Origin of the sequence: Micromonospora sp. WMMD882 (assembly GCF_027497255.1) — a bacterium.
In the GTDB taxonomy this organism is placed as follows: Bacteria; Actinomycetota; Actinomycetes; order Mycobacteriales; family Micromonosporaceae; genus Micromonospora.
Window position 1 is genome coordinate 5381055 of sequence record NZ_CP114903.1, and the last position, 12776, is coordinate 5393830.

Annotated in this window: 10 protein-coding genes; 8 read left to right on the top strand and 2 right to left on the bottom strand. The window is 74.0% G+C overall.

All coding sequences use genetic code 11. The features are described from left to right. The first annotated feature begins 265 nt into the window (after positions 1-265). The 8 genes from O7606_RS23130 to O7606_RS23165 all read left to right on the top strand — a co-directional run bounded on the left by O7606_RS23130 (position 266) and on the right by O7606_RS23165 (position 8208). Entirely contained in the window at positions 266-520 is a 255-nt protein-coding gene (locus O7606_RS23130; protein WP_281596120.1) for a glutaredoxin family protein, read from the top strand. Positions 521-597: 77 nt separating this feature from the next. Continuing rightward, positions 598-1248 (top strand): HAD hydrolase-like protein, encoded by a 651-nt coding sequence (locus O7606_RS23135; protein ID WP_281596121.1) that lies wholly within the window; start codon positions 598-600, stop codon positions 1246-1248. 404 nt (positions 1249-1652) lie between these two features. Then, complete coding sequence (locus O7606_RS23140; RefSeq protein WP_281596122.1) at positions 1653-2414, top strand: redox-sensing transcriptional repressor Rex; 762 nt, start codon at positions 1653-1655, stop codon at positions 2412-2414. Further along, complete coding sequence (locus O7606_RS23145) at positions 2411-3736, top strand: glutamyl-tRNA reductase (protein ID WP_281596123.1); 1326 nt, start codon at positions 2411-2413, stop codon at positions 3734-3736. The genes O7606_RS23140 and O7606_RS23145 overlap by 4 nt, the downstream gene beginning before the upstream one ends. Then, complete coding sequence (gene hemC, locus O7606_RS23150; protein WP_281596124.1) at positions 3733-4701, top strand: hydroxymethylbilane synthase; 969 nt, start codon at positions 3733-3735, stop codon at positions 4699-4701. Before O7606_RS23145 ends, hemC begins: the two co-directional genes overlap by 4 nt. Continuing rightward, positions 4698-6278 (top strand): uroporphyrinogen-III synthase, encoded by a 1581-nt coding sequence (locus O7606_RS23155; protein ID WP_281596125.1) that lies wholly within the window; start codon positions 4698-4700, stop codon positions 6276-6278. The genes hemC and O7606_RS23155 overlap by 4 nt, the downstream gene beginning before the upstream one ends. Before the next feature lie 16 nt (positions 6279-6294). Then, entirely contained in the window at positions 6295-7278 is a 984-nt protein-coding gene (hemB, locus tag O7606_RS23160) for a porphobilinogen synthase (protein ID WP_281596126.1), read from the top strand. Between the two features lie 390 nt (positions 7279-7668). Continuing rightward, positions 7669-8208, top strand: a complete 540-nt coding sequence (locus O7606_RS23165) for a helix-turn-helix transcriptional regulator (RefSeq protein ID WP_281596127.1) — start codon at positions 7669-7671, stop codon at positions 8206-8208. A 143-nt stretch (positions 8209-8351) separates the two neighbouring features. Here the strand turns inward: O7606_RS23165 and O7606_RS23170 are convergent, their stop codons facing one another. Together O7606_RS23170 and O7606_RS23175 are read right to left on the bottom strand one after the other, a co-directional pair. Beyond that, entirely contained in the window at positions 8352-11636 is a 3285-nt protein-coding gene (locus tag O7606_RS23170; protein ID WP_281596128.1) for a lamin tail domain-containing protein, read from the bottom strand. A 96-nt stretch (positions 11637-11732) separates the two neighbouring features. Continuing rightward, positions 11733-12752 (bottom strand): GNAT family N-acetyltransferase, encoded by a 1020-nt coding sequence (locus O7606_RS23175; protein ID WP_281599827.1) that lies wholly within the window; start codon positions 12750-12752, stop codon positions 11733-11735. Positions 12753-12776: the final 24 nt, after the last annotated feature.

Below are 12776 nucleotides of genomic sequence, written 5' to 3' on the forward strand. Positions count from 1 at the left end.
TCGGGGGTCCCTCGATCGGTGACGCGGCCGGCGGATCGTGAACCGTCCTCGATTCCACGGCCTGTCGGAGGAGTCCCGTGAACGGTTCAACACCGTATCGCGTCTTCCGGGTACGTGCGACGCGTCAATTGGTTCGGGTTCCTGTCGGCCGACGTGAAATCCTGGTCAGGATCGGACGCCGTCCGGTACGGGATCCGATCGCCCGGGCCACCCGCCGGAGGCGTACGGTGGACGGCGAGGAGCAGTTCGCCCCACGGAGGTTCCGATGGCAAGTGACGCCCGGCTCGCCCTGATCACCCGACCCGGCTGCCACCTCTGCGACGAGGCGCGCGCGGCGCTGGCCCGGGTGGTGGCGGTCACCGGCGACCGGTGGACCGAGCGTGACGTCACCGGCGACCTCGAACTGGAACGTGAGTACGGCGACCGGTTGCCGGTGGTGCTGCTCGACGGCCGGGAGCACGGCTACTGGCGGGTCGAGGAGGAACGGCTGCTGCGCGACCTCACCACCCCGCAGCTCTGAGCCGCCCGCGCCGGGTCGGGCCGGCCCGCCGGGCGACGGGTCCGCTCCGCCCGGCGGCGGGTGGTTATGGTGGCCGGATGACTCCTGCGCGCCGGCACCTGGTGTGGGACTGGAACGGCACCCTGCTCGACGATCTCAGCCTCGTGGTCGCCTGCACCAACGCCGCCTTCGCCAGCGTCGGCGGTCGCTCGGTCACCGTCGACGAGCACCGGGTCGGGTTCCGCCGGCCGGTGGCCGACTACTACGCGGAGGTGCTGGGCGCGGCCGTCGACGAGGAGGCGTACGGTCGGCTCGACCGGATCTTCCACGAGGCGTACCAGGTCGGGCTGACCACCTGCGAGCTGGCCGCGGACGCCCGCGCGGCGATCACCGCCTGGCCGGGCAGCCAGTCCCTGCTGTCCATGTGGTTCCACGACCATCTGGTGCCGGTCGTGCGGACCTACGGCCTCACCGGGCACTTCACCCGGGTCGACGGGTTGCGCGCCGACGTCGGCGGGCGCCGGAAGGCCGAATCGCTCCGGCAGCACCTCGCCGAGCTGGGCGTGGACGGCAGCGACGTGGTGCTGATCGGCGACTCGCTGGACGACGCCGACGCGGCCGGGTCGGTGGGCGCCAGAGCGGTCCTCTACACCGGCGGCGTCACCGACCCCACCCGCCTGCGCGCCTCCCGGCACCCGGTGGCCGACACCCTCACCCAGGCGGTCCACCTGGCCACCACCCTTCCCTGACCCACCCGCCCCACCTTGCGGGCGTCGAACCGGCGGTGGTCATGCCCCGAGTTTGCGTCCGGGCCGGTCGGGCACCCGTCCTGCCTGCCACCCGGCTGCCGGTGGGATCAGCCCTACCCGTGGGCGCGCCGAGCCGTGCCGCGCGAGTGATTGGTGAGAGAAGTCGGATTTAGGTAATAATCGCGACGCGGTGGCCGGTGCCGCCCGGCGGTCGGCGTGGAACGGAGGGGCTGGGGTTGTCGCATCGCGCATCCGCAAGATCGCGATTTGTGCACGTCTTCACAAGCGCCTACTCTGTAGTTCCGACGCGCCCTGCTAGCACAGCCGGCAAGATCGGTCGTCAGCGGGCACTCCCCACCAGTCGGCGACCGGAGCTGGTCCAGGATCGCACCGCACGGAGTCTCATGAGTCAGCACCCGCACCCAGGCGTGCCCGTTCGCGCGGGTGCCGTACCGGCGCTTCCGGACCTGCCCGAAGCGACCGTCGCGCGGCTCCCGGAGTACCTCCGTGCCCTGCACCAACTAGCCGAAACCGGGCACGAGACCGTCTCCAGCGAGGGGCTGGCCAGCGCCGCCGGGGTCAACTCCGCCAAGCTCCGCAAGGACCTCTCCCACCTCGGCTCGTACGGCACCCGGGGCGTCGGCTACGACGTCGCGCTGCTGATCGACCAGATCGAGTCGGTGCTCGGGCTCACCCAGAGCCGGGCCGTCGCCCTGATCGGGGTGGGTAATCTCGGTCACGCCCTGGCCGGCTACGCCGGGTTCGCCAGCCGCGCCTTCCGGATCGCCGCGCTCTTCGACGCCGACCCCGGGCGGATCGGCGAGGAGATCAACGGGCTGGTCGTGCGCCACATCGACGAGCTTCCCCGGGTCGCGGCCGAGGAACGGGTCGCTATCGGCGTCATCGCCACCCCGGCCGCCGCCGCCCAGGCCGTCGCCGACCAACTCGTCACCGCCGGCGTACGGAGCATCCTCAACTTCGCGCCGTGCGTACTCTCGGTGCCGGAGGGCGTCGACGTGCGCAAGGTCGACCTCGCCATCGAGTTGCAGATCCTGTCCTTCCACGAGCATCGTAAGGCGTCACTCACCGGGCCGCCCGCCGGCGGCCCGGCCACCCGCCCCGGCGACGCCCCGCCCACCGAACCCCAGGAGGCGATCGGCACGTGAAACTGCTCGCCGTCGGCGCGTCATACCGCACCGCTCCGGTCGCTGTCCTGGAGCAGTTGGCGGTGGCCCCCGCCGATCTCACCCGCACCCTGGACCGCCTGGTCAGCCAGCCGTACGTGCGTGAAGCCGTGATCGTCTCCACCTGCAACCGGGTCGAGGTGTACGCGGCGGTCACCGGCTTCCACGGCGGCCTCGGGGACATCTGCGCCGTCTTCGCCGAGCAGGCCGGCACCACGCCCGCCGCGCTCGCCAACCACCTCTACGTGCACTTCGACGCCGCCGCCGTCGACCACGTCTTCCGGGTCGCGGCCGGGCTCGACTCGATGGTGGTGGGCGAGGCGCAGATCCTCGGCCAGCTCCGGGACGCCTACCACTGGGCCGCCGGCGCCGACACGACCGGCCGACTGCTGCACGAGCTGATGCAGCAGGCGCTGCGGGTGGGCAAGCGGGCCCACGCCGAGACCGGGATCGACCGGGCCGGCCAGAGCGTGGTCAGCACCGCCCTGGGGCTGGCCGCCGAGCGGCTCGACGGCGCCCTGGCCGGGCGGCCGGCGCTGGTCGTCGGGGCCGGCGCGATGGGCGCGCTCGGGCTGGCCACCCTCTCCCGGCTGGGCGCCGGGCCGCTGGCCGTGACCAACCGGGGCGCCGACCGCGCGGTGCGGCTGGCCGAGTCGTACGGGGCCAGCGCCCTGCCGCTGGCCGAACTGACCCGGGCGCTCTCCACAGTGGACATCGTAGTGGCCGCCACCGCCGCCACCGAACCGGTCCTCACCCGCGAGGTGGTGTCCCGGGCGCTGGCCGCCCGTCCCGCCGACCGGGGGCCGCTGGTCCTGCTCGACCTGGCCGTGCCACGGGACGTCGAGGCCGGCGTGGCCGAGCTGCCCGGCGTCGAGGTGATCGACATCGACCGGATGGCCGCCGTGCTCGCCGGCGGCCCGGCCGCCACCGACGCGGCGGCGGTCGACCGGATCGTCACCGCCGAGGTCGAGTCGTTCCTCACCTGGCTGCGCGGCGCGGACGTCGCGCCGACCGTGGCCGCGTTGCGCGGTCGCGCCGACGACGTGGTCGCCGCCGAGCTGGGCCGGCTCGCCCAGCGCCGTCCCGACCTGACCGACGAGCAGCGCGCCGAGGTGGCCCGCACGGTGCACCGGGTGGTGCAACGCCTGCTGCACCAGCCCACCGTGAAGGTCCGGCAGCTCGCCGCCGAGCCGGGCGGCGACCAGTACGCCGCCCTGCTGCGGGAGCTGTTCGACCTCCAGGTGCCGCAGACCTCGCCGGTCGACACGGTGCCCGACATCACCCCGCCCGGAGGAGACCGATGACCGCCCCACTGCGCCTCGGCACCCGGGGCAGCGCCCTGGCGCTGGCCCAGTCCCAGCAGGTCGCCGACGCGCTCACCGCCGCCACCGGTCGGGCCGTCGAGCTGGTCGAGATCGTCACCGCCGGGGACCGCTCCTCCGCCCCGGTGCAGCGGCTCGGGGTCGGCGTCTTCGTCTCCGCGCTGCGCGACGCGCTCACCGCGAAGGAGATCGACTTCGCGGTGCACTCGTACAAGGACCTGCCCACCGCCACGTACGGTGGGCTGCACGTCGCGGCGGTGCCGCCCCGGCAGGACCCGCGTGACGCGCTCGTCGCGCGGGGCGGCCGGACCCTCGCCGAGCTGCCGCCGGGAGCCACCGTCGGGACCGGCGCGCTGCGCCGGATCGCCCAACTGCACGCTCTCGGGATGCAGTTGGAGGTCACCCCGATCCGCGGCAACGTGGACACCCGCCTGCGTCGGGCGCTCGGGCCCGACGCCGATCTCGACGCGGTCGTGCTGGCCCGCGCCGGGCTGGCCCGGCTGGGTCGGGCCGACGAGATCACCGAGACGCTCGACCCGATGCTCATGCTGCCCGCGCCCGCCCAGGGCGCGCTGGCGGTGGAGTGCCGGGCCGACGCCCCGGACCTGGTCGAGCTGCTCGCCGTGCTCGACCACGCGCCGTCCCGGGCCGCGGTGACCGCGGAACGGGCGCTGCTGGCCACCCTGGAGGCCGGATGCTCCGCTCCGGTCGCCGCCCATGCGGAAATCGCCGAAGGTGACGACGGCGACGAGATCTACCTGCGCGGGGCGGTGATCAGCCCGGACGGTTCCCGAGACATCCGGCTGTCCCGCACCGGTACGCCCGCCGACGCGGCGGAGATCGGCAAGGCGCTCGCCGCCGAACTCCTCGCCCGTGGCGCCGACTCGATCCTCGGCCAACCAGAACACGACGGCCCGGGGACCCAGCAATTTGGGAGCACAGAATGACCCGCACCCGTAAGCCCGTAGGCCACATCGCGTTCGTCGGGGCCGGTCCCGGCGACCCGGGCCTGCTGACCCGCCGGGCGCACGACGCCCTGGTCGACGCCGATCAGGTGGTGTACGACCGGGGGGTACCCGAGTCGCTGCTCGACGCGGTACGCGCCCAGGCCCGGCCCGACGCCCAGTTCAGCCCGGCCGAGGGCGCGCCGGGCGACGTGGCGAAGGTGCTCATCTCGGCGGCCCGTTCCGGGCTGAGCGCGGTGCACCTGGTCGCCGGTGACCCGTTCGGGCACGAATCCGTGGTCAAGGAGGTGCAGGCGGTGGCCCGCACCGCCGCCCACTTCGAGGTGGTGCCGGGGGTCGGCCAGGCGGAGGGCGTCGCCACGTACGCCGGGGTGCCGCTGCCGGGCGTCCGTACCGCCGCCGACGTCGAGGACGTCACCGCGCTGGACTTCGAGGCGCTCGCCGCGGCCGTCGGCCGGGGCTCGCTGGCCCTGGCGGTGGACGCCGGTGACCTCGCCGCGATCCGGGACGGCCTGCTCGCCGCCGGCGTCGACGGCGCCACCGGGGTCGGGGTGACCGGCGACGGCACCGGCGAGACGCAGTACACCACCACGTCGAGCGTGGACTCCTTCGTCGCCGCCGCGCTCGGATTCACCGGCCGGGTGGTGCTCACCGTCGGCGCGGGCGTCGGCCAGCGCGACAGGCTGAGCTGGTGGGAGAACCGCCCGCTGTACGGCTGGAAGGTGCTGGTGCCGCGCACCAAGGAGCAGGCCGGCGTGATGAGCGCGCGGCTGCGGGCGTACGGGGCGATCCCGTGCGAGGTGCCGACCATCGCGGTCGAGCCGCCGCGTACCCCCGCCCAGATGGAGCGGGCGGTCAAGGGTCTGGTCGACGGTCGCTACGCGTGGGTGATCTTCACCTCGGTCAACGCCGTCCGCGCGGTCTGGGAGAAGTTCGCCGAGCACGGCCTGGACGCCCGGCACTTCGGCGGTGTCAAGATCGCCTGTATCGGTGAGGCGACCGCCGCCGCGGTCCGCGCGTTCGGCATCCAGCCGGAGCTGGTCCCCGCCGGTGAGCAGTCGTCCGAGGGGCTGCTCGCCGAGTTCTCGCCGCACGACGAGGTGCTCGACCCGGTGGGGCGGGTGCTGCTGCCCCGCGCCGACATCGCCACCGAGACGCTCGCCGCCGGGCTCACCGAGCGCGGCTGGGAGGTCGACGACGTGACCGCGTACCGCACGGTCCGGGCCGCGCCGCCGCCGGCCGAGATCCGGGACGCCATCAAGTCGGGCGGTTTCGACGCCGTGCTCTTCACGTCCAGCTCGACAGTGCGCAATCTCGTCGGTATCGCCGGCAAGCCGCACGCGCGTACCGTGGTGGCTGTCATCGGGCCCAAGACGGCGGAGACCGCGACGGAGTTCGGCCTGCGGGTCGACGTGCAGCCGCCGCACGCCTCGGTGCCCGACCTGGTGGAGGCGCTCGCCACCTACGCCGTCGAGTTGCGCGAGAAGCTGGCCGCGATGCCGGCCAAGCAGCGCCGTGGCTCGAAGGTGCAGGGGCCGACCGCCCTGAGGTTCCGGTAACGCGCAGGAGGCGGACATGCCGTACCCCGAGATCCGGCCGCGCCGGCTGCGGCGCACCGCGGCCGTGCGGCGGCTGGTCAGTGAGACCCGGGTCGCCCCGGCCGAGCTGGTCCTGCCGATGTTCGTCCGGGAGGGGCTGACCGAGCCCCGAGCGGTCGCCTCGTTGCCCGGTGTGCTCCAGCACTCCCGGGACTCGCTGCGCAAGGCGGCGGTGGAGGCGGTCCAGGCCGGGGTGGGCGGGCTCATGCTGTTCGGGGTTCCGGCGACCCGGGACGCCACCGGCTCCGGCGGTCTCGACCCGGACGGCATCCTCAACGTCGCCATCCGGGACGTGGTGTCCGAGGTCGGCGACGCCACCGTGGTGATGAGCGACCTGTGCCTGGACGAGTTCACCTCGCACGGGCACTGCGGGCTGCTCACCCCGGACGGTGACGTGGACAACGACGCCACCCTCGCCGCGTACGCCGAGATGGCGGTGGCGCAGGCCGACGCCGGGGTCGGCATGGTCGGGCCGTCCGGCATGATGGACGGCCAGGTCGGCGTGGTACGCCGGGCGCTCGACGCCGCCGGCCACGCCGACGTGGCGGTGCTGGCGTACGCGGCGAAGTACGCCTCGGCGTTCTTCGGTCCGTTCCGGGACGCCGTGGAGTCGTGCCTCGACGGGGACCGCCGCGGCTACCAGCAGGATCCGGCGAACCTGCGCGAGTCGCTGCGCGAGGTCGAGCTGGACGTGGCCGAGGGCGCGGACCTGGTGATGGTCAAGCCGGCCCTGCCCTACCTGGACGTGGTGTCGGCGGTGCGCGCCGCGGTGGACGTGCCGGTCGCCGCCTACCAGGTCTCCGGCGAGTACGCGATGGTCGAGGCCGCCGCCGCCAACGGCTGGGTCGACCGGGAACGGGTGATGCTGGAGACGCTCACCTCGATCCGCCGGGCCGGCGCGCAGGTCATCCTCACCTACTGGGCGGTCGAGGCCGCCCGCCTGCTCCGCGAGAGCTACTGACCGCCGCCGCTTCGACCGACGACCAACGCCCGCCTGTATTCACTCTCCGTGTTTTTCGGGCAGGCGCAGTTACTGCTTTTCTTTCCCTTTGCTCTGCACCCGGATGCGCGCCAGCGCTGGCCTTGGTTGTGCCGTGGTGGGTGCAGAGCAAAGGGTGAAAAGGGGTGCCGGTCGGGTGGGGCGGAGCCGGGTCGTTCGGGGTCGGGGCGGGCGGAGGCCGGGCCGCCGCCGGGTCGACGCGACCAGGGCGTCGAGTCGAGGCGGGTGGTCATCATTCACAGGGGCGGCGGTCGTTCGCAGGGGCGGCGGTTGTCCACAGGGGCGGCGGTTGTCCACAGGCGGAGCGGGCGGGGTTGCGGGGCGACCCGTCCGGCCGGGACCGTGTGGGGCATGGCCGACGAGGAATCACGACCACCGCATCGCGGCGAGCGCGCTGACGACGAGCCGGTCCTGCTGACCGAGCCGTTCGAGGCGCCGTGGCCGGCGGCGGGCATCGTCCGGGCGGTGCGCCGGCGGGCACGGACCAGCCAGCGGGAACTCGCCCGGTTCGCGGGCGTCCATCACGCCACCGTCGGGCGGATCGAGGCGGGCCGGCTGACCCCGAGCATCGACATGTTGCGGCGGATCATCTCGGTGGCCGGCTTCCGGCTCGCCGTGGTGGACGAGTCCGGGCGGGTGCTCACCCCGATGCGGGACCGGCGCGACACCCGCGACGGCGCGGACCGCCGGTACCCGACCCACCTGGACACGATTCTCGACCCGGAGCCGGGGGAGTGGTGGGCGGACCTCTACGGTCTCGCCCGACCGCCCGAGACGTTCCACCGGGATCCGGAGACCCGCGCCGCGCAGCGCCGCCGCAGCCAGTGGGAGGTGCGGGTGGCGAAGTACCGGAACGATCCGCCGCCACCCGATCCACGCCGCTACCGCTGACCACCCCGCCTGCGCCGCCGGGAACGGAGACGGCCCGTCGCCCGGGCGGAAGAGCCAGTGCGACGGGCCGCCGAAGAGCCGTGTGGCGGGCCGCCGACGGTCCCGTGAAGGGCCGCCGACGGTCCCGTGGCGGGCTACGCCGGTCAGTCGTCGTCGACGATGGTGCCGAAAGCGACCGTGTCGGCCAGCGTCAGCGCCAGACCCGGGCCACCGGCGACCGCGAAGACGAACCGCTCGTCCGCCTCGCGCTTGCGGTCACCGTGGACGGAGACCGGGAAGTCGACCGAGGTCCGGCCCGCGGCCAGCGTCCGGCAGCCGACGTACGCGGTGTAGTCCTGCCCGCTCTTCGCGGTCAGGCCCAGCGTGGTGGCGCAGAGCACCGCCGGCTGGGAGAGCGGCCGGGAGACCGTCACCGTGAAGGTGGCCGGAGTGACACCCCGGTCACCTTCGGTCACCCGGACGTCCGCCACGCTCAGCGAGGGGCGGGACGAGAACCGGGCCACCTGCGGGTCGTGGTCGCTGGAGCCACGTGAGCCGTCCCCGGCGTGCTCGGCCGGCCAGTCCGCGTTGACGTGCGCCGCCCGTACCTGCACCAGGTCGCGGCGCAGCGCGTCGTTGACGAACAGGTGGTCCAGCGTCTGCGCCTGCCCCTCGAAGCTGTACGAGTACGCCGACGAGGGCACGTCCGCCAGCAGGTCGTCCCAGAGGTTGCGCAGACCCGCCTCGTACAGCGGGGCGAGCTGGTCCGACGGGGTCGGGTCCGCGCCCGTCGCGATCGGGTCGTCCGGGCGGGGGAAGACGTTCAGGTCACCGCCGTACACCACCCGGGCGTGCGGGTCGGCCGCCTCGATCGCGGTGACGATCGCCGCGCCGTACCGGGCCTGCTCGGTGCGCTGCCCGACCCGGCTGTCCGGCCCGGACGAGTAGTGGTTGCTCACCGCCCACAGGGTGTACGACTCCGACCCGCCCGGGGTGGCCCTCACCACGAACTTCCCGAGCTGCGGGGCCCGGGTGAAGACGTTGTTCCCGTCCTTGCCGGTGGAGGTGTCGGTGTCCGCCGGCAGCACCGCGTTGAGCGCCTTCGGGTTCTGCACGTCCCCGTTGGACGGCAGCCCCGCCGACCGGTACGCCACCGTCGGCTCGGCCCCTAGCAGCGGGTCGGTGGCGGTCGCGGCGGCCAGCGACAGCCGGTCCGTGCGGTAGAGGAACCCGGCGACGATGCCCCGGGCGTCCGCGCCGGTCCGGTCGTACGCGGCGGCGTAGGCCGGACCACCGGCGGCGGCGACGGCCAACGCCAGCTCCTGGAGGGTGTCCGGCGCGCCGTCGGCGTCGTTGGCGTCCCCGCAGACCAGCGCGCCCCCGGCCACCGAGCAGATGTCCTGGTCCTCGGCCTCCTGCGCCAGGATCAGGTCCGGCGCGTGCAGGTCGGTGACGATCTGGTCGGCCAGGTTGCCGAGCTGCTCGCGGTACTCGGCCTCGCCGGCCGGCACGTAGTCGAACGGCGGGCTGACCCCGGGGCACCCGGAGTTGCCGGTGAAGTCGCAGCCGTCGAACGGGTCGTCCCGGTGGTCGTAGAGGTTCTCCACGTTGTACGTGGCGACCGCGATCTCCTCGGCGCGCTTCGCCGGCTGTGGTGGGGCGTTCCGCGACGGGTCCGCCCCGGCGCTGAACGCCGCCGACTCGACCTGCACGCCGTACTTCTCGAAGGAGTAGTAGAGCGCGCCGTACGCGTCCCCGGTCAGGGTGTCGAAGGTCCTCGACGGCGGCAGCAGCGCGGCGTTGTCCCCGGCGGCGGCCTTGACGCCCATGCTGCCCAGCATGATCCGCTGGCCGTTGCCGTCGTCGAACACCCGGGTCGGGTCGTTGTCCAGCGGGTGCGCGTCCCGGAACACCCGGCGGGCGTACGGGTCGGCGCGGTCCAGCAGCGGATCGTCCCGGTCGACCAGCCAGGTCTCCGAGTCGGCGGTGGAGGCGAACACGTTCCGCCCGCTCACCGCGCCACTGCCGGCCCGGACCCGCAGCCGGGCCCCCTCGTGCCGCTCCCAGAACCGCCCGGCGGCGGCCAGGTCGGTCGGCGGGACCGCGTCGTCGACCGTGACGACGGCGGCCACGTCCAACCCGGAGGCGACCTTCCGGACCAGGGACGCCGAGGAGAGCTGGGTCAGGTTGTAGTACTCGGAGACCCGGGCCCGGATCACCACCTCGTCGCCGACCGTCGGCACGTAACCGCCGACCAGCGAGGTGAAGGCGCCCATGAACACGAAGATCCCGTCCGAGCTGGTCGGGTCCCCGTCGGTGGCGTCGGACCGGCTCTGCAGGAAGAAGCCGTGCTGGTCGGCTCCGGCCGAGGTACGCGCCAGGGTGCGCTGGGTGATCACGCCCCGGACGTCGTACAGGGCGCTGCTGGCGCTGTTGCCGGAGGCCGGCGCGAGCGGCGACCGGTCGGCCGGGCCGTCCTCGGCGTCCGTGGTCGGGCCCTGCACCTCGCCGACGGTCAGCTCGCGGGTCACCTGCACGGCCAGCGCGCAGGTCGCGGTCGCGCCGTCGGCGTCGGTCGCGGTCAGCGTGACCGTGTACGCGCCGGCGGCCAGGTCGGCGCTGGCGGTGACGGTGGCCCGGGCGGTGCCGCCCACCGCGTCGGCCGGGGTGGACGCCGTGCGGGTGATGCCGCCGGCGGTCGGCGTCGGGGTGACCGCGCTGACCGCGAGGTCGACGATCCGGTCGTCCGGGTCGGTGGCGGTGACCTCCCGGGTGGCCGCCGTGCCGGCCGAGGTGACCAGGGCCGGGCCGCAGGTCAGCGTGGCCGGCTGGTCGACCGGGCCGCCCCCGTCGACGGTGTGCGTGCCGAGCCCGTCGGTGGTGTCGACGGCGAGACCGGCCCACTGCGCGGCCGGGTCGAACGCGTCCGCCGGGTCGGTGTCCCCGGCGGTCACCGCGGGCAGCCGGCGCAGCGTGTTGTCGGCGGTGCTGGTCAGGCCGGCGCCCCACTCGACGCCCGGGTCGACGCCGACCTGGCCGATCGAGTCCAGCACCGTGGTTCCGCGACGCAGCACGATCGCGTCGTCGCCGTTCCAGAGGCCGGCGCCGGTGGTCTGGTCGGCCTGGGCGAGGATCGCCGCGTTGGCCGACGAGTGGGCGAACACGAAGACGTCACCGGCGGCGACCGTGCCGGTCAACGCCAGGTTCGTCGCCGTGGTCGCGCCGTTGAAGTAGACCTGGAGCTGGTAGCCCCCAGCGGTCAGGTCGACGGTGGAGTCGGTGCCGTTGAACAGCTCGATCGCCTTGTTGTTCGACGATCCCTCGACGTACTCGGAGATGAACAGGTCGGTGGGCGCGGCGCTGGCCGCGCTCGGTGCGACACCGAGAGCCGCGACGGTGGTCACGGCGGTGGCGGTCGCGAGCGCGGCAAGGGTGCGGCGCGGGCGCATGGGGCCTCCACGAGAGGTGGACAGGAAACGAACGCACGTTAGGCGTCGATACGGTACGGCGTCCATCCCCCGCCCGACGCTGCGGTGAACAACCGGTCAGCGGCCCCGGGCGTCCAACCGGTGCACCAACTCCGCCACGTCGGCCCCGTACTCGCACCACTGCCGGTCGGGGCGGTACCCGAGCTCGGCGTTCACCCGGAGCATGGCCTCGTTGGCCTGGGCGTTCCAGGTCTGCACCTCGACCAGCTCCGGCTCGGCGGCCCGCAGCTCAAGCAGCATCCGCGCCTTGATCACCCGGTCGATGCCGTAGCCCCGGTGCGCCTCGCGGACGATCGTGTCGTACTGGTCGGCCCGGGTCGGGTGCTGCGCCGGCACCACCACCTCGGTCAGTCCGGCCACCTCGCCGGTGCCCTCGTGGATGGCGAACACGATGTACGGCTTCATGCCCCGCCGGTGCAGGCAGTCCAGGCTGTCCCGGAGCCGCTGCGGGTCGTACGAGCTGGGGCGCAGCTCGCCGTCCTCGATGTCGCGGGCCTCCGCCTTGGCCCGCGCGTACGACTCGATCAGCGCGTCCGGCGGGCCGCCGGGGCAGAACTCGACCCGGTAGCCGCCGGTGAGGCCGGTCGCCATCGCGCCCAGCGCCGCCCAGTCCACCGTGGCCAGCGGCAGCACGCTGCGCGCCTCCACATAGTCCCGGGTGAAGCCGAGCGCCTCGTAGAAGCCGACCGCCGGCGTCCCGCCGACCACCTCGACCCCGAGGGACCGGAAACCCTCCTGGTACGTGCGCCGGGCCGCCACCTGCACCAGGGCGCGACCCAGACCGGTGCGGCGCGCCCGCGGGTGGACCAGGACCTCCAGCACGCCGATGTCGCCCAGCAGGAGCACCTGCACGTGCCCGAGGATCGCCCCGGGCGTGCCGTCGGCGGCCGGGTCGGCCTGGGCCACCCACGAGATCCGCCGTTCGCCGGGCATCACCTCGGAGAGGTACTCGCGTAGCGAGACCTCCCGCCACGGCGGATCGTCGGGCAGGTCGGCCGCGAGAACCGCGTTGAGGGTGTCCAACATCGACGCGATCTCGGTGGACGGGGCCGTCCTGGGGTCCCACTCGCGCACCATCACGGGGTACAGCTTGCCGTTAAC

Excerpts from the sequence above, each read along its gene's own strand:
- O7606_RS23155 (WP_281596125.1), top strand. The coding sequence starts at position 4,698 with ATGACCCGCACCCGTAAGCCCGTAGGCCACATCGCGTTCGTCGGGGCC.
- O7606_RS23130 (WP_281596120.1), top strand. The coding sequence starts at position 266 with ATGGCAAGTGACGCCCGGCTCGCCCTGATCACCCGACCCGGCTGCCAC.
- hemB (WP_281596126.1), top strand. The coding sequence starts at position 6,295 with ATGCCGTACCCCGAGATCCGGCCGCGCCGGCTGCGGCGCACCGCGGCC.
- O7606_RS23170 (WP_281596128.1), bottom strand. The coding sequence starts at position 11,636 with ATGCGCCCGCGCCGCACCCTTGCCGCGCTCGCGACCGCCACCGCCGTG.
- hemC (WP_281596124.1), top strand. The coding sequence starts at position 3,733 with ATGACCGCCCCACTGCGCCTCGGCACCCGGGGCAGCGCCCTGGCGCTG.
- O7606_RS23165 (WP_281596127.1), top strand. The coding sequence starts at position 7,669 with ATGGCCGACGAGGAATCACGACCACCGCATCGCGGCGAGCGCGCTGAC.
- O7606_RS23140 (WP_281596122.1), top strand. The coding sequence starts at position 1,653 with ATGAGTCAGCACCCGCACCCAGGCGTGCCCGTTCGCGCGGGTGCCGTA.
- O7606_RS23175 (WP_281599827.1), bottom strand. The coding sequence starts at position 12,752 with ATGGTGCGCGAGTGGGACCCCAGGACGGCCCCGTCCACCGAGATCGCG.
- O7606_RS23135 (WP_281596121.1), top strand. The coding sequence starts at position 598 with ATGACTCCTGCGCGCCGGCACCTGGTGTGGGACTGGAACGGCACCCTG.